The organism is Blautia sp. Sow4_E7 (genome assembly GCF_052116245.1).
Lineage (GTDB): Bacteria > Bacillota > Clostridia > Lachnospirales > Lachnospiraceae > Blautia_A.
Window position 1 is genome coordinate 16,080 of the sequence record NZ_JBQKLL010000004.1, and the last position, 17,693, is coordinate 33,772.

The 17,693-nt window shown below is 45.5% G+C and carries 16 protein-coding genes; all 16 read right to left on the reverse strand.

The window, feature by feature from the left end:
• Nucleotides 1-21 precede the first annotated feature (21 nt).
• A complete protein-coding gene (locus ACTQ50_RS03920) occupies nucleotides 22-414 on the reverse strand; it encodes a DUF6483 family protein (RefSeq protein ID WP_441483055.1) in 393 nt (130 codons plus the stop codon).
• 159 nt (nucleotides 415-573) lie between these two features.
• On the reverse strand, nucleotides 574-1,182 hold the full coding sequence (locus ACTQ50_RS03925; protein WP_441483056.1) for an AAA family ATPase: 609 nt from the start codon (nucleotides 1,180-1,182) through the stop codon (nucleotides 574-576).
• Nucleotides 1,183-1,207: 25 nt separating this feature from the next.
• Nucleotides 1,208-2,560: an SLC13 family permease gene (locus tag ACTQ50_RS03930; RefSeq protein ID WP_441483057.1), complete on the reverse strand. Its 1,353-nt coding sequence runs from the start codon at nucleotides 2,558-2,560 to the stop codon at nucleotides 1,208-1,210.
• 198 nt (nucleotides 2,561-2,758) lie between these two features.
• On the reverse strand, nucleotides 2,759-3,160 hold the full coding sequence (locus ACTQ50_RS03935) for a hypothetical protein (protein ID WP_441483058.1): 402 nt from the start codon (nucleotides 3,158-3,160) through the stop codon (nucleotides 2,759-2,761).
• 61 nt (nucleotides 3,161-3,221) lie between these two features.
• The gene (locus ACTQ50_RS03940; protein ID WP_441483059.1) at nucleotides 3,222-3,764 is read right to left on the reverse strand and encodes a hypothetical protein; all 543 of its coding nucleotides are present in this window, start codon (nucleotides 3,762-3,764) and stop codon (nucleotides 3,222-3,224) included.
• Nucleotides 3,765-3,802: 38 nt separating this feature from the next.
• Nucleotides 3,803-4,714, reverse strand: a complete 912-nt coding sequence (locus ACTQ50_RS03945) for a hypothetical protein (RefSeq protein ID WP_441483060.1) — start codon at nucleotides 4,712-4,714, stop codon at nucleotides 3,803-3,805.
• A gap of 176 nt (nucleotides 4,715-4,890) precedes the next feature.
• Nucleotides 4,891-5,814, reverse strand: coding sequence for a MetQ/NlpA family ABC transporter substrate-binding protein (locus ACTQ50_RS03950; RefSeq protein WP_226820379.1), 924 nt, complete (start codon nucleotides 5,812-5,814; stop codon nucleotides 4,891-4,893).
• Between the two features lie 145 nt (nucleotides 5,815-5,959).
• Complete coding sequence (locus tag ACTQ50_RS03955) at nucleotides 5,960-6,619, reverse strand: methionine ABC transporter permease (RefSeq protein ID WP_294674601.1); 660 nt, start codon at nucleotides 6,617-6,619, stop codon at nucleotides 5,960-5,962.
• A 2-nt stretch (nucleotides 6,620-6,621) separates the two neighbouring features.
• Complete coding sequence (locus ACTQ50_RS03960; RefSeq protein ID WP_441483061.1) at nucleotides 6,622-7,641, reverse strand: methionine ABC transporter ATP-binding protein; 1,020 nt, start codon at nucleotides 7,639-7,641, stop codon at nucleotides 6,622-6,624.
• Nucleotides 7,642-7,862: 221 nt separating this feature from the next.
• On the reverse strand, nucleotides 7,863-8,774 hold the full coding sequence (locus tag ACTQ50_RS03965; RefSeq protein ID WP_226820376.1) for a LysR family transcriptional regulator: 912 nt from the start codon (nucleotides 8,772-8,774) through the stop codon (nucleotides 7,863-7,865).
• Entirely contained in the window at nucleotides 8,771-9,916 is a 1,146-nt protein-coding gene (locus tag ACTQ50_RS03970) for a DUF4317 domain-containing protein (RefSeq protein ID WP_441483062.1), read from the reverse strand. The genes ACTQ50_RS03965 and ACTQ50_RS03970 overlap by 4 nt, the downstream gene beginning before the upstream one ends.
• Before the next feature lie 113 nt (nucleotides 9,917-10,029).
• Nucleotides 10,030-11,031, reverse strand: a complete 1,002-nt coding sequence (locus ACTQ50_RS03975; protein WP_441483063.1) for an asparaginase — start codon at nucleotides 11,029-11,031, stop codon at nucleotides 10,030-10,032.
• 146 nt (nucleotides 11,032-11,177) lie between these two features.
• Complete coding sequence (locus ACTQ50_RS03980; protein ID WP_441483064.1) at nucleotides 11,178-12,086, reverse strand: metallophosphoesterase; 909 nt, start codon at nucleotides 12,084-12,086, stop codon at nucleotides 11,178-11,180.
• Nucleotides 12,087-12,290: 204 nt separating this feature from the next.
• Entirely contained in the window at nucleotides 12,291-13,574 is a 1,284-nt protein-coding gene (locus ACTQ50_RS03985; RefSeq protein ID WP_441483065.1) for an FKBP-type peptidylprolyl isomerase, read from the reverse strand.
• Between the two features lie 157 nt (nucleotides 13,575-13,731).
• The gene (mfd, locus tag ACTQ50_RS03990) at nucleotides 13,732-17,052 is read right to left on the reverse strand and encodes a transcription-repair coupling factor (RefSeq protein ID WP_441483066.1); all 3,321 of its coding nucleotides are present in this window, start codon (nucleotides 17,050-17,052) and stop codon (nucleotides 13,732-13,734) included.
• A gap of 62 nt (nucleotides 17,053-17,114) precedes the next feature.
• Nucleotides 17,115-17,693, reverse strand: coding sequence for an aminoacyl-tRNA hydrolase (pth, locus tag ACTQ50_RS03995; RefSeq protein ID WP_441483067.1), 579 nt, complete (start codon nucleotides 17,691-17,693; stop codon nucleotides 17,115-17,117).

Genomic DNA, 17,693 nt, shown 5'->3' on the forward strand with positions numbered 1-17,693 from the left:
TTTCATATATTACAAGAGATTTTACCTGATATCAAGCATATTTATAATATTTCCATATCCTGCATCTTCTGCCAGCTGCTGAATCCCATCCCTTATTTCCTCCAGGGAATAGTTGTGCGCTTCCAGAAATTCATCCCCTTTGGACGCCGCATATTCGTAGAAAAACATGGCTTCTGCCAGGTCTTCCTTGTCAGCGTAATCGATCCGGTCAAGGAGTTCATTCTCTGCCTCGTTGATCTCGCCTCTGTCCACCATGGTTTTCATATGGTGAAGCTTGTCGCCGGAAATCTGGTATTTAGATTCTACCGGCAATTCCACCTGGACATATTTTTTCCCAAGCATGACACTGGCAAGGACACGGGCGATCTCTTTGATCATACGCATGATGTAGTCTTTTTCGTCATCAGTGAACATAAATTTTCCTCCTGGATAAAAGCCACAAAGGTTCCGCCATGACACTCGCATGCGTCCTGGCAGAACCTTTGTCATTAATCGGACATGTCTGCTCCGCAGACATTTTTATATATGAAAGTCAGCTGCTTCGCAGCTGCCGTCCGGGACTTTCATAGTACATTATTTCATTCTTGCTATCCTTTTGTCAATATAAGATGACAAAAATTCAACGCTTCCCTCCACGCCCAGAGTACTGCTGTTCAGGCTCAGGTCATAGGTGTGGGAATCTGACCATTTGGAATTACAATGGCTGTCGTGATATTTCTTTCTCTTTCTGTCTTTCTCTTTGATAAAGCGCTCGGCTTCCTTATCGGTCTTGCCGTAGAGACGGGCTACACGGGCAACCTTGTGCTCCATATCTCCAAGAATGAAGATGGAAACCAGTCCGTCATAGTCCTTCAGGATTGTCTCAGAGCAGCGTCCTACAACGACGAAAGACTCGCCTTTCTCAGCTTTTTCACGAAGGAAATTAAACTGCATCAGGGCAACATTATCTGACGGGGAACTACTCATTCCCTTAACGGTACGATAAAGCAGCTTGTTATGCTTCATCTCATCGAAGATTTCAAGCTCTTCTGTCTTTACATTGTGTCTGTCAGCCACCTCTCTTAAAAGATTGTGATCGTACAAGGAAAATCCATAGCGCTTGGCGATTCGCTCTGCGATCTCATGTCCTGCGCTTCCGAACTCTCGTCCGATGGAAATGATCACCTGTTTTTGTGGTTTCATGGTATCCGCTCCCTTCTAAATGGCATTATAAATATCTTGCATAGATCATCAGCATGGAAACAAGGACAACCAGGATCGTGGCAGGTGCCATAGCCTTGCAGTATTTTCCCCATTTGATCATGTGACCGCTCTTAGCTGCAGTTGCGATACCAACTACGTTTGCAGAAGCTCCGATTGGAGTTGCGCTTCCGCCAATATCAGTACCCATTGCAAGAGCCCATGCCAGAATGGAAATATCAATTCCCTGTGCGGCTGCCAGACTGTCGATAACCGGGATCATGGTAGCTGCAAATGGGATATTGTCAATAAATGCACTTGCGATAGCAGATACCCAGATAATGATGGCGATCATTACCTTCAGGTTGCCGCCGCTGACTTTGCCAATAAATCCAGCCAGGATGGTAAGGATTCCAGTCTTCTCCAGACCGCCTACGACTACGAAAAGTCCTACGAAGAACAGCAGTGTCTTGTAGTCAACCTTTTTCAGAAGATCCAAAGCATCTTTTCCAGAAGTGATCAGTGTCACTGCTGCGATAAACACACCGATACAGGATACAGTAAGTCCGGTCTGGGAATGTGTTACCAGAAGAACAACCGCGCAAAGGAAGATCACGCAGCTGATGGTGAAGCCCTTCTTGCTTACAATTGCTTCTTCCGGATCCGGTAAAGTGGACGGATCAATTTTTCCCGCATTCTCAGTGAGCTCTTTGCGGAAAATAAAGTAGAAATAGATCACAACCAGTACCAGGGCGATCACTGCGATGAGACCTGTGTTTGTCACAAAATCAGCGAAGGAAAATCCAAGGGATGTTCCGATGATGATGTTCGGCGGGTCTCCGCACATGGTAGCTGATCCGCCAAGGTTGGCGCAGAAAATCTCTGCAAGGATCATAGGTACCGGGTTAAATTTCAACAGCTGTGACAGCTCTACGGTAACGGCTGCCAGGAACAGGATTACGGTAATACTGTCAATAAACATAGCCAGTACAAAGGACAGGAGCATAAATGTGATGAAAATTGGGATGATCTGGTATTTTACCAGTTTCGCGATCTTCATGCATAACCAGCGGAAAAATCCGGAGTTTGCCATACCTTCTACCATGATCATCATACCAGCGATGAACACAATCGTTTCCCAGTTGATTCCGGCGGAAGCTTCGCTTGCTTCACCAGCGGTGTGCCAGAATCCCGGTGAAAAAATACTATGTATGTTCAGTGTTTCAATAATGGCTGAGGGACTGTGCATACAGATTCCAAATACCAGAATCAGTGTAAGAAGCGCACATCCCAGCGTAACAATATGTCTTTCCCAGACTTCTGTGATGATCAGAATGAACATCGCCAGGAAAATTACTACTGCAAAAATCTGTGCTATCATTTCTTTCCTCCATGACTGTCAAACCATGCCATCCAAAGACCGACCGCAATGGCTGCAACAATCATTACTCCTATAAAAATATTAAGTAACATATAGTGTCATACCTCCAATCATATCCGTTTGTTTACATGGAAAATAATTGCCAGTACTGCAAACAATTACAGCATTTCGCAATATTTAAACAACGATATATGATCTTTAGTGTTTCTGTCCGTCCTGATGATGGATGTAACAGATAATAAACCGCCTGCCATCCGTGTCATTTCTGGTCAGCAGGCGCTTTTGAGCTTTATAAAATACGGTATTGGCCAGCAGAACTGCCAGCATGATGAGCACCAGAATCTCCACGCCTGACCTGTGGCGAAGGCGCTGGTCCGCCTCCAGCCTTACAGACACCTGCCGAAGTCCTGTCAGTTCTTCTGCACTTGTCTGGGTGCTTCTGGAAAGCTCTGGTGAGATCAAAGAAGCGGAGGCCGGTTTCAGATCGTAAACATGCATCATATTCTTTGCTTCCATGCCTGCAAAAAATACGCATAAAACAGCAATCGCCACGCTGAAAAACAGGCAGACGAAACGACTTGCACATTCAGTTTTTTTCACTTGGCCTCACCTCGATACCTGAAAAAATTCGTTTCTATAATAGCAAATTATGCGATTTTTTTCAACTGATTTTTCTAATCCATTTCCTCTTATTATTCAATTCATTTAGCCCTAATCCGGCCAAAATCAGATAAACCGGAATAAACATAAACAGATATTTCGGTCGGCTTTCAAAAATCATTGTATATGCAGATACACCTAAAATTACTAATTTTAAATACAGCATTGTTTTACTGTTATTTTTCGTCTTTATTCCAGCAAACATAATACAACTTAATACCAAAAGCCATAGTGTCTGTTCCATTAAAGCATAATAGCGATTATACGCTTTCTTTTTTATAAAAATTTTTTCGACCAACGAGTTCCCGTACTTTTCCTCACCTTTTGTCACGCTTTGAACTGGTGAAAAACATCCATCATTATAATTTTGGAAGTTCTTGTACGTATAAAAGAAAAGATTTCCTACCAGCCCACGATTCTTAATTCTTTTTATTCCTTTTTCCCGATTTGCGGCATTTCGTTCTTTTACGGTAGCAAAACTATCTGTATATCGGATATCTTTTACATTTACAGCCCCAAGGTAAGCATCTTTCTGCCCCATCATAAAATAATGCCATAGTCCTCTTTGAATTGATGGATCATCTACAAATCCATTTTTTCAAAATAGCTATTTTGCATTTTCATAATACCGCCAAATGTGCAAACAAATACCAGGCACAAAATAGCAGCTTGTTTTATAAACTTTTTCTTATCTTTAATTTGCAGACATAGTATAACAATTCCGCCTGCAATTACCAGAATAGCTACTGTAATTTTAATATAACAGCCAATTGCTAAAAGAATGACTGAAATAATATTCCATCCAATTTTGTCTCTCCAATTTATAAAAACAAATAGAAAAGCAGTCAAAAAGAATACACCATAATTATCTGTATAAGGAACAAATGAACGATATGCAAAATCAAACATAAACACGCCAATCAAATAAACGGCAAATGCAATGCTCTTCTTTCCGGTCAATTTATAACATATTTGTGCCGAAAAAAACACAGAAAGGTTTACCAGTAACAGTCCTATTACGATAACTGGCTGCCAGTCTTTAAAAATCTTTACTAACATTGCAAAAACGAACAAAATGTTACGGTTCATCCGGTAATAGTTAAAGTATGCCTGATTTATAAACGTATGTTCCTCAGCCAATTTAATCGCAGTTTCCCGAACTCTTTGAAAATCATAACGGATTGGCTTTGAAAGGTAAGTCATGAGATACATCTGCACGCCAAACACCAATATATCCATTACAATCAAAAGCAAATAGAATTTTTTCTTTTCTATCTTCTCAATTCTACTGATTACTTTTTTGCCAGCTGCCCAGAATATAACTGCCAAAATTATAACAGCCAGCAAAGTTGGTACGAAATTGCTGTATTCGTATGTGCGCTTTTTGTAAGCCACATTTCTATTTAAACAGATTACAGACAGTAGCGTATATGCCCAGTACCCTGCAAAAAGCACCCCCAGTACCCAATTTATTTTCTTGCCAAATTTATTCATTCACACGTTCTCCTTCTTTTGCGCATAACTAAATATATTATAATTTAATTTCGTTTCACCAGGGTTACTTTTCTATTACAAATTATATAAAAAGCACTATAAAGGAATCCGCTGCATGGATCCACTTTATAGTGCTTCTCCTATTTCACATTTTTAAATTTCTTATGGTTTTTTGATTATTCAGCGTCAGTCTCCTCAGCTGCCTCGTCTGCTGTGTCAGCTTCTGCATCTGCGCTCTCGTCAGCGTCTGCTGCGTCTGCGTCCTCAGCCTGTGCGTCGTCGCTGTCCTCGAATGGGATAACGGCTCCGTCATATTTCTCGTTGATGAAATCTTTAATCTCGTCAGATTTTAATACGTCCACAAGAGCTTTGATCTTGTCGCTGTTCTCGTTTCCTTCTTTTACTGCGATTACGTTTACATATGTTTTTGCAGCCTCAGAATCAGAGGTTTCATATGCAAGTGCATCTTTAGATACAGAGTAACCCGCCTGAAGTGCATAGTTTCCGTTAAGGACAATGTAAGAAGTCTCTTCTGCAACACGCGCTACCTGCTCAGCAGCAAGCTCAACAATTTCTACGTTGTATGGATTCTCCTCAATGTCGTTTACAGTTGCCTCAAGACCAACACCGTCTTTCAGTTTGATAATTCCGTTGTCCTGGAGAAGAAGAAGTGCTCTTGCCTCGTTTGTAGTATCATTCGGTACTGCGATCGTGTCGCCGTCTGCGATGTCATCAAGGCTGGATTTTGTTCCAGGATAAATTCCAAATGGCTCGTAGTGGATTCCGCCTGCGTTTACAAGGTGGGTTCCTTTCTCCTCGTTGAAGCTGTTCAGATATGGAATGTGCTGGAAGTAGTTTGCGTCGAAATCACCGCTCTCGACTACTTCGTTTGGCTGTACATAATCATCAAAGACTGTTACCTCAAGGTCGTAGCCCTCTTCCTCAAGAATTGGTTTTGCTGCCTCAAGGATTTCAGAATGTGGTGTCTCGGATGCTGCTACTGTGATGGTTTTGTCATCATCTGCTGCGAAAACAACGGATGTTCCAACGGTTCCAAGTACTAATGCTCCTGTAAGTGCTGCTGCGATTAATTTTTTCATAATAAAGTTCCTCCTCGTTTTTTTAAATATATTTTGTTTCTACATTATGTTCATTTTTATAATGAACAGAAGCTGATTGGAAGCTCCTGCCAATTATCAATTTTCGTTATTGTTCACAGATAAGGTTTTTCATGCGGTCTGTGACCTATTTTCGTTTGTCCAGCTTGTTGGCGATCAGCATACCAATCGTCTGGAAAATCTGTACCAGTACTACTAGAAGAATGACCGTTACCAGCATAATGTCTGTCTGCCAGCGGTTGTATCCGTAACGGACTGCAATATCTCCAAGTCCGCCGCCTCCTACGGTTCCTGCCATTGCGGAATAACCAAGAATGGTTCCAGTTACAATGGTGGCTCCTGAGATCAGGGATGTTCTTGCTTCTACCAGCATTACCTTAAATACAATCTGAAGATTGCTTGCTCCCATGGATCTTGCAGCCTCGATAACGCCCGGATCTACCTCATTCAGGGAAGACTCTACCATTCGTCCGATAAAAGGGATTGCCGCAATGGTAAGGGGTACGATGGTGGCTGTGGTTCCATAGCTTTTTCCTACCAGAAATCTGGTGAATGGAATGAGCAGGATCAACAGGATCAGGAACGGGATGCTTCGGAAAATATTAGCGATCACATCCAGGATCTTATATAGTACTGCATTGGGCCGCAGGCCTTCTTTGTCAGATACTTTCAGGAGAATACCAAGGGGCATTCCGAATACATATCCGAAGAAGGTGGAAAACAGGGTCATGTATAATGTTTCCCCTACACCTGCGATTATCATATCGGTTACTTGTTTCGTCCACATAATCAGTTCGCCTCCCCTATCTCAAGTCCACGTTCCATAAGGAATTTCTTCATTTCCGGTACATTGGTGCTGCCGCTCATAAACTGGAGGATCATTTCTCCTTTGGCTACACCGCCTACGTTTTTTGTGTCGGCTTTCAGAATGTTTACCGGTTCGTGGAAGGTTAATATAAGGTTTGCAATCACTGGCTCGAATGCGGAGTTCTCAGAAAATACAATTCGAACAATTTCGCCGTTCTGGATTTCAGGCTGGGTAAGTTTCTTGCTTTCCATGTCGCTTCCAGAGTCTCTGCTGATCAGTTCTTTGGCTACCTGTGATTTCGGATGGTTGAAGATATCTTCTACCAGACCTTGTTCTTTTACTTCACCGTCTTTCATGATTGCTACGTGAGTACAGATCTCACGGACAACTGACATCTGGTGGGTGATGATCACGATGGTGATTCCAAATTTCTGATTGATGTTCTGCAAAAGTTCTAGTATGGAGGATGTGGTCTGGGGATCCAGGGCGCTTGTGGCTTCATCACAGAGTAAGATCTGCGGGTCGGAGGCCAGGGCTCTGGCGATTGCCACTCTTTGTTTCTGTCCACCGGAGAGCTGTGCTGGATAAGCCTTCGCTCTATCTGCCAGTCCTACGATTTCCAGAAGTTCCAGGGCTTTTGCTCTTGCTTCGGATTTCTTTTTTCCCTGAATATACAGTGGGAAGCAGACGTTTTCCAGTACGTTTTTCTGCATGAGCAGGTTGAAGTGCTGGAAGATCATTCCTATTTTTTCCCGCTCCTTGCGGAGTTCTTTTGGGGAAAATTCGCTAAGGGGTTTTCCGTCTATTAATACGTTTCCTTCGGATGGTACTTCCAGAAAGTTCATACAGCGTACCAAGGTACTTTTTCCTGCACCGGACATTCCGATGATTCCGTAAATATCTCCGGATTCAATGGAGAGGCTTACGTGGTTCAGGGCTTGTACGGAACCGTCTTTGGTTTCGAAGGTTTTGCTCACATCTTGGATTACTATTGAAGACATGTCTTTCCTCTTTCCTTTAAGTGGTGTTTCATCGTCGATATGGTTACTATAACACTTTTGGAGAAAAAGTGTTAATTCTTAAAAGTTTGGGCTAGTTATAGGGTGAGACTATAGCAGGATAAAGGACGCCCGCGGGGGAGGGATAAATCACACTCGCCGTCGCAACGTTCCTTAAATGGCTCGCTTAAATTTATCGCTCCCCACTGGCTGTGTATTGGTTACTAGCGTAATGCCTTGTCCTTGTATTTAGCTATTTCCTCCAGGTACTTCTGCCCTAATTTACTGATCGTAGTGCCTTTACGGGCGAGGTAACCAATGGTCATCACCTCGTCGGAGTCGAGTTTGACGGCGCAGTAGTCGGAACCGTTCAGCTCTTCGCAGATGATGCCTGAGCAGAGGGTGTAGCCGTTGAGACCCACCATCAGGTTCAGGAGGGTGGCGCGGTCGTTGGCTTTGATGAGACGTTTGTACTCGTAGGTGCTCAGAACCTCTTCTGCAAAGTAGAAGGAGTTATAGGTGCCTTGCTCGAAGGAGAGACAGGGGTATTCCCGGAGGTCTTCCAGGGTGATCAGTTCACGGTCGGCAAGGGGGTGTCCTTTCCACATGTAGACGTAGATGCTGCACTCCAGGATTGGGTGAAATTCCAGGTTAAACTCATGGAAAAGCTTCTCCAGTACTTTATGGTTAAAGTCATTCAGGTAAAGGATGCCGATCTCGCTTTTGAAATCTTTTACATCGGTGATAATGTCGTAGGTGCGTGTCTCATGGACGGCAAATTCATATTCGTCCATTCCGAACTGTTTGACCATTTCCACGAAGGCGTTTACCGCAAAGGTGTAGTGCTGCATGGAGACGCTGAATTTCTTTTTCGTGCGCTCCTTGGAGACGTATTTGGATTCGATCAGTTCATACTGCTCCACCACCTGACGGGCGTAGCCCAGGAACTCCTCGCCCTCGGGGGTTACGGAAATTCCACGGTTTGTCCTGCGGAAAAGCTCTACCCCGATTTCCTCTTCCAGTTCCCTGATTGCGGAAGATAAACTTGGCTGTGATATAAAAAGATTCCGGGCAGCTTCATTCATGGAATTGGAATTTGCCACCATAATCGCGTAACGAAGTTGTGCCAGAGTCATATGGATTCCTCGCTGTTCTCGCCGCCCATGCGCACGCGGATTCCGTTGATCTCCACATCTTCCATGGGGATCACCAGGCATTTGCGGCCATCAATGATCCGGGTTTCCACCAGTTCTACTTTTTCTGGCTCTACGTGGATCACCACGTCCGGAGTTTTGATCTCGAATTTGCGGGTGTTGGTGATGTTGGAGGCTACCATAGTGGCTTTTTCGCCAGCAACCACCTCATACTGGTTATCGAAGGTTTCCAGCTTTTCATCCTCTACGCCGCAATCCTCAAAAAGGCGCTTCACCTCGGACTTGGTAAGAACTACCGGGTCTGGAGAATCCTTCTGGGCTTCGATCATCTCGTTCAGTTTCTCATGGATTCCAATGACTGTGTCATACTGGCAGTCATCCCCCAGGGTTTCCTCTACCAACATATTGAAAGAATCACGCTGTCCGCCAGCGGAAAGTGGAGCGGTACAGCCGAACACCTCGTCCACAAAAATATCGTGAAGCTGCTCTGCATTCTTGGAATAGTAGAGCAAACCGTGGATATCTGTGCTTCGGTCATTGAACAACGGGAAAAGGAAGCCGTTCTCTGGCATTTCCACGATCCAGTCACGGATGCGGTCCTGGATCAGGTTCGCTTCCGCATTGTAACAAAGTCCCGCCTTGGACAGCTTCACCGGACAGATGCTGCAAAGAATGTGCTCGTAGATTTCTGCCGAAGCGTCATCCATATCAATTCCATCTGAGGTTCTTCCCGGAATATCGTACACAGCATGTACCAGGATTATGTAGTAATTTTCCGGATAATCGTAATTTTCGATAATTTTGTCATAAAAGCTCTCAATCAGGGCATCATCTTTCAATTTGCTGGCACGAAGCTTCATCAGAAATTCGTGCTTGCCACCCTCTCTTTCCTCGTCTAACGGGAATTCCATATTCATCAGGTTCTTTCCTAATGTACCGGAAAGTGTTTTCTTGAAAATATCAAAATACTTGAACATCTCTTCCTCCGAGAGAGAAAGAAAGGCTTCTTTTAACTCTGTTTTTTTATTCTTATCGCCGTCTACGTAGCAGCCGCAAATACGGGTAATGTTGCAATTGGCTGGGGTAAACTGCTTTTTGATTTCGGAAATTTCTTTTTTGTTCATCTAGTTATGTCCTCCAATGTAGCGCATTTTTTGTTTCATAATTGCTAGTCCCAAAATGAACCGTAACCAGCTTTTATATTTTAGCTTACTTGTCCACAATATTTCAACGTTTTTTACAGGAAAAGCAGATCATGGTTAATTGTCGTATAAAACAACTTCCTAAATTTCTCCATATCCCGGGTCTGTCCCAGTGCCCACATCATTTTCGTCACAGACGCCTCCAGTGTCATATCATAAGACTCCAGCACTGGAAAACGCTCCTTAATGATCTTTCCCACCTGGTAAACCTCCATGTCGCTTCCCTCATGGGTAACCTGGGTAGCCATGCACACCGGCTTGCCCGCCTTGATCCAATGTCCGATGGCTTCCATAAAATCATCATTCTCATAATGTGGCAGCCCGCCCACGCCGAAGGACTCGATAATCAGTCCGTCATAAGTCGGGAAAAGGGCGTCCAGCACTTTCCCGTCAATTCCAGGGATCAGCTTCAGCAGAAAAATCTTCTGGTTCATCTCATGATAAAACACAAGCGGCTTGGTAGACTGATCCTTGTCATCAATATAAAAAATAATCTTATTATCATGAATGGACGCAATATCCGGGTAATTAATGCTGGAAAAAGCATTGTAGCTTTTGGAAAACTCCTTCTTCGCCCTGGTTCCTGCAATCACCTTTCCGCCAAACACAATAGAAATCCCATGTGACCGGTCATGCGACGCGAAACGCAGACTATCCAGCAGGTTGGAACGGGCGTCTGTGATTGCCAGATCAATGGGCTTCTGCGCCCCTGTAATCACAATCGGTCTGCGGTTATTCTGGATCAGATAGGACAAAGCCGCAGCTGTATACGCCATGGTATCGGTTCCGTGGCAAAGCACAAATCCGTCGTAAAATTCATATTTAGATTCGATCAGTCTGGCAAGCTTCAGCCAGTGGCCTGCGCACACATTTGTGCTGTCCAGTGCAAAAGGCTGTACCGTATCAATGGTACAGAATCCCCTTGCCTCCGGGATGTATTCCAGCAGCTCTTCTGCGGAAATCTGCGGTGCCAGGCCCTCTGCCGTATATTTGGAGGCGATGGTGCCTCCTGTTGCAATGAGAAGTATCTTTTTCATGCTATTCTTCCTTTATAGTGATTTCCCCAGTATCGCACATCTGTCCGGTCACTTCTTTTTACTATCCACAGGTAGTATTTTGCAAAGTGTTTTTGGGAACAATGATTACCTCTTTGAAATGTACCAAAGATTTCTTTCATTTTCTATTATTCTGCCGCATTCACCTTAATTACACCAACAGTTCCTTTATAACTGGCATCAAACACATACTGCACGATCTTGTCATTTAACTGATCCTCATGCGCGAAATGCAGATGCGCCCCGATCACAGCCACCACCGGGCTATCCTCCGCGAAAACCATGTCCAGAAATTCCTGTGTTCTCTCATTCGGCTCATAATAACAATCCTTATTTCCCCAGATCAGCGCTCTGTCCTGCCAGACCTCTTTGGATGCTTTGTCCAGATCATCACTGAGCTGGGACTGCAGCGGCACATGCATGACAAGAATGACAGGCTTGCCCTGCTGCCACACCTCTTTTATTTTCTTTAAGCCCTTCTTGGAAATCTGATTGGTATTGTTATTGATTCCCACCACCAGAAATTCATCGTAATCCTGTACCATCACGCTGTCCATTTCCCAGGCAGCTTTTTCCTTTTTGTTGATTTCCTTGGAGGTGAGATTATCACTGTACCAGGACGCCAGATCGTGATCCGCACGAAGATACATGGCAGGTGCCTCAATCTCCTTCAGCCCCCCCATGAGACAGTCCAGATTCGCCTGGGAAAAAAAGTCGATCATATCTCCATCCAGGACTACACCATCCGGCTGCAGATTATTTACGTCCTCCACAATTCCCTGCCAGGCATCAGAAGAGTGGACTCCCTCTTCATTGCAAAAGAGCCCGTAACGGCTGTCCACTTCCTCTTCTTTTTCTTTTGCATAATCTCCATCTTCCACAATAATATGCTGGTCATTTACCACGGCAATGGTATATTCCTTCTGAAGTCTCGGAATCTCGATCTCTTTTTCGTCAAAAACGGTTTCGGCATTTACGGTAGTGGCACACAAAACCATTCCAAGAAGCATTCCTGCAATCAGAGTTCTCTTTCGCATAAGCTCTCTCCTCCTTTTTTCTCCGCTAGATATTTTTTATGTAAACTTCCTCGCCAATTAAAGTTTCCAGATAGCTATTCCGCGAGGTGTTTTTTATGAACGTGGTTCACAGTTACGTTTTCCTCTTTATAAAAGGCCTGCCTGAATTCACCAGGCAGGCCTTTTATATAAATTTCCTTATTAAATTCTCATTCCGTAAATAACTTAGTTATTCTCGGTTGTCTCTTCCTCGGAAGTTGCCTCGTCCGTGCTGTCAGACTCACCAGAAGCAGTATCTTCTGCGCTGTCTTCCTCAGTGGTATTCTCTGTATCTGATTCCGCTGTATCAGTTTCTTCACTTGCATCTGCTGCCTCAGCATCCTCGGAAGCTGCGGCTTCTGAATCTTCACTTGTGTCAGCAGCCTCAGTATCTGTGCTGGTATCTGCTGCTGTATCTGCGGAAGTATCCTTAATAGTAAAGCTGTGCTCATCTGTAATTGTCAAAGTAGAAAGAACTTTATCATTTACAGTAATCTCTGCATCATCCAGCCACTTCTGGGTGGTCTCGGAATAGTAGGTGGTGCGCTTGGTATTCTCAAGGGACTCTTTCTTGGAAGCAGTTGCATCCTCATCGTTTACCTTATCCATGCGGAGAACATATACGTTTGTGTCAGTCTCAACCAGCTCACCATAAACCTCGCCGTCTTTCAGAGTTCTAAGAGCCTCTACAACCGCATCATCATAGGAATTGGAAATATCCTCATCATCGCTATCGTTTGTGAAAATAGTTCCAGTCAGTCCGCTGTAGGTATCATCTACCGCCTTGGCTGTCTCGCCCATGTCTGCAGCCGGATCTTCTTTCATCTTATCCAGGATCTCCTGTGCCTGCTCCTTGCGGGTAGCAATGTCGTCATCGGAAAGATCATCCCCGCTGATAGAAATGCTCACATAACTGAAAGAAGACTGCTGCGCCTCCTCATCAGTTATGTCAACCTCTACCTCATTGCGGATCGGATCGTAAATTCTCTGGCGGTAGGTCTCAAGCTCCAGAAGTGTCTTCACCTGGTCTTCAGAAACTGCCAGCTCCTTCAGGGTATCCTCGTCATTATCCTGCATAAACTGTGCTGCTGCATCTGCAATGGCAGTCTCATCATCAGAAGTAACCTCAACACCATAATCTGCTGCCTTCTCCTTCATGATGTACATCAGTTCAACCTGCTCCAGGAACTGTCCTACAGCCTGCTCACCATATGTGGTACCGGCATCTTCATCTACCACCTGGCTCCAGATATTTCCAGCACTTCCCATGAAACTCTTGTACATAGCGACGGTCTGGGCCTGTGACTCACGGGCATACAGGCTTACCACGCCCATAGGAATGTCTGTACCATTTACAGTTGCTACAGTCTTCTCTCCATCTATAGTCTTACTTCCGCAGCCAGAAAGCATTCCAATTGCCATTACACCAGCCAGCGCTGCTACGGTTGTGTTCTTCACGATTTTCTTCATATTGATCACCAATTACCCTTTCACTGATGTGCCGGTAAAATCATTGTATACTTCCATCACAATCTTCTATTACGAGCACGCTAATAAGAGTATAAAACTTTTTTCCCATGAGGGCAAGTAGAAAGGGGAAAATCTGGCGGATTTCACACAATTTTCGTTATTCTTCCACCAGCCCCATCAACTCTTTTGCAAACACCGTCAGCGCCTGCACAATATCCCCCACCGGGGCAAACAGGAATTTCGGCTCTTTATCCGGCTTGAATTGCAGCTGTCTGCGGTACCTGGCAACCAGCGGCGGAATTCCCTCCGGGTTCAAATGTGCATTCTCATAAAGAGTGATCCGGATCTCCCGCTGCAGCTGCTTGATCTCCGTAATATATCCCTGGTGGGCCAGCGCTTTCAGCCTTGCAATGGCAAGCAGGTTCAGCACTGCTTTCGGCGGCTCCCCAAACCGGTCGATCAGCTCTTCCAGCATATCATCATATTCCTGCTGGGACTCAATTCCCGCAATACGCTTGTAAATATCCAGCTTCTGGAACTCATTGCTGATATACGTATCAGGAATAAAGGCATCCATGTTCAGATCAATGGTGGTCTCGAAATCCTCCATTGTATGAATACCTTTTGCCTCTTTCACCGCCTCACTAAGCATTTTACAGTAAAGGTCATAGCCCACTGCGTTCATATGTCCATGCTGCTGTGCTCCCAGCAGATTTCCTGCACCGCGGAGCTCCAGATCACGCATGGCGATCTTGAAGCCGCTTCCCAGATCTGTGAACTCCCGGATCGCAGAAAGCCTCTTCTCCGCCACCTCCCGTAGCATGGTGTTTCTGCGGTACATCAGAAACGCATAGGCAGTCCTGTTGGAACGTCCAATTCTTCCCCTCAGCTGATAAAGCTGGGAAAGTCCATATTTATCGGAATCGTGGATGATCATGGTATTCACATTGGAAATATCCAGCCCGGTCTCAATGATGGTGGTAGAAACCAGCACGTCGATATCTCCATTGATAAAATCGTACATAACCCGTTCCAGTTCCCGCTCGCTCATCTGTCCATGGGCAAAATCCACCCTGGCATCTGGTACCAGCTTGGAAATCCGAAGAGCAACCTCATCAATGTCCGTCACCCGGTTATAAACATAATAAACCTGACCGCCTCTTCGCAGTTCTCTTCCAATGGCCTCCCGGACGGTCTCCTCGTCATACTCCATGACGTAAGTCTGGATCGGCATACGGTCCATAGGCGGCTCCTCCAGCACGCTCATATCACGGATTCCGATCATGCTCATGTGAAGGGTTCGGGGAATCGGCGTGGCTGTCAATGTGAGAACATCAATGTCCTTTTTCAGCTGCTTGATCTTTTCCTTATGGGTAACGCCGAAACGCTGCTCCTCGTCCACGATCAAAAGTCCCAGGTTCTTATACTCCACATCCTTGGAAAGCACTCTGTGGGTGCCGATCACAATGTCCACCTGTCCTTTTTTCAGATCCTGGAGCGTCTTTTTCTGCTGGGCAGGAGTGCGGAAACGGCAGAGCAGATCTACCCGCACCGGAAATTCCTTCATTCTCTGGACAAAAGTATTGTAAACCTGCTGGGCCAGAATGGTAGTTGGCGCCAGATACACCACCTGTCTGCTCTCCTGCACCTCTTTGAAAGCAGCGCGCAGGGCAACCTCTGTCTTGCCATATCCAACATCTCCACACACCAGGCGGTCCATGATCTTGGTGCTCTCCATGTCCCGCTTGGTATCCTCAATGGCATTCAGCTGGTCTTCCGTTTCTTCATAAGGGAACATTTCCTCAAATTCCCTCTGCCATACTGTATCCGGGCCGCACACATAACCCTCTTTTTCCTGGCGAACCGCATAAAGTTCTACCAATTCTTTTGCAATATTCTTGACTGCTCCCTTTACCTTGGACTTGGTTCGGTTCCACTCCTGGGTGCCAAGCTTATTCAGCTTCGGTGCCCTGGCCGTATCTGCGCCAGAGTATTTCTGCAAAAGATCCAGCTGGGTTGCCAGAATGTACAGGTTACTTCCGTCCCGATACTCGATCTTGATGTAATCCTTTACAACCTTGTCAACTTCCACCTTCTCAATCCCACGGTAAATTCCCAGTCCATGCTTCTCATGAACCACATAATCTCCAATGGAAAGCTCCGCAAAATCCTGAATCCGCTTGCCGTTGTAAACCTTCTTCTTTTTCTTTTTTTTCTGCTCCTGACCGAAAATATCGGACTCAGTGATCACCGCAAATTTGATCAGCGGATACTCAAACCCCTTCCGGGCGTGTCCATAGAGAACCATGATCTCTCCTGGATTTATCACCCGGTCATAATCAGAGCCGTAAAAGGCATTCAGATCATTTTCCTGAAGATCCTTGGCCAGACGCTCTGCTCTGGTTCTGGATCCGGAAAGCAGAATGATCTGATAACCCTTTTTCTTATATTTCTTCAGATCCTCCACCAGAAGCTGGAAGCTGCTGTTATAGGAAGTCACACTCTGAACAGTCAGATTGTATTTCTCCTGGGCAAAATTCCACTCCACGCCACGTGGCTCCAGCGCCGACAAAGACACCGCCCGGCATTTATTCAATTCCTTCTGGACTTTGGAAAATTCACAAAGCCACTGCACCGGAAGATCCTGTGCTCCCTTTTCCTCTCTGTGCATACGGCTCTGCTGATACTCCTGTTCCACCCCAAGTCCGTTCTCCAGGATCCGGTTTGGCTCATCCAGAAACAGCAGCATTTTTTCTCTTGGAAAATAGTCCGCAAAAGAGACCATCTTCTTGCCATCCGCCCACTCTACAGCCGGATAAATGGCGATCTCATCCAGATTCTCCAGAGAACGCTGGCTCTCTGCGTCAAAGCTGCGGATGGAATCCACCTCATCTCCCCACAGCTCGATTCGCCACGGATTCTCCTCTGTAAGACAGTAAATATCCACAATGCCGCCGCGCACAGAGAACTGCCCCGGCATTTCCACCTGTCCTACCCGCTCATATCCAAGCTGGACCAGGGTATTTTTCAGTACATCCATGTTGATCACGCTGTCAGAATAAAAATGGAGCACCTTTTTCTGAATCTCTTCCAGCGGCATCAGATAATCCATACAGCCGTCAATGCTGGTGACAACGGTAAGATCTTCCTGCTCCAGAAGTGCCTTTACCACGCACATTCTCTGGCGGATCAGCAAATTCCCCTGAATATCCGCCTGGAAAAACAGCAGATCCTTCGCCGGGTAAAACATGGTATTCTTATCATAGAAGCGCAGGTCCTCACAGATTTCCTTGGCCTGGCGCTCATCACCTGCGATCACAAGGCGCATGGGGGCTTTGCCGGAAAGCCCATGGATCAGATGTGCCTTCTGGGATTCCAGACAGCCTGTGATCTGCACAATGCCCTGATTTTTCTCAAGGCTTTTCTCTATTTCTTCAAATTCTGCCATCCCCTTAAGGGGCTGGGTAAATGAAAGCATGGCTTTCCTCCTTTATCGATTTTGGGGCAAAAGAAGCCCAGCTTGTTGCTGGACTTCCTTTATTACTCTGTAACCCTTTTTCGGTTGTATTCATTCATGGCTGCATCCGGACCATCGGTTATGATTTTTTCTACTGCGTCTGCGGCAAGCTCGATTGCCTCATCCACCAGTTTGCGGTCTGCGGTCGAAAACCTGCCAAGTACATGGTCTGCAAGATCCCATCCCTTTGGTTTGGCACCTACGCCAACCTTTACACGCATAAATTTCTGGGTGCCAAGTCTGCCAATAATGTCCTTCAGCCCATTGTGGCCACCAGCACTGCCCTGCTTCCGGATACGAAGCTGTCCCGGCTCCAGGTCAATATCATCCTGGATAATGATCAGCTGGCTCTCCGGATCGATTTTAAAATAAGCTGCCATCTCCTGCACCGGACCGCCGCTTAAGTTCATAAAGGACAAAGGCTTCATGAAGATCACCTTTTCCCCGCCAATAAAACCGGAGCCGTACATGGCATTAAATTTTACGCCGCCCTGCGGAATATTATGACGCTCCACAAGCACGTCGACCGTGTCAAAACCCATATTGTGGCGGGTCGCCTCATACTGCTTCCCGGGGTTTCCCAGTCCAACAACTAAATACAT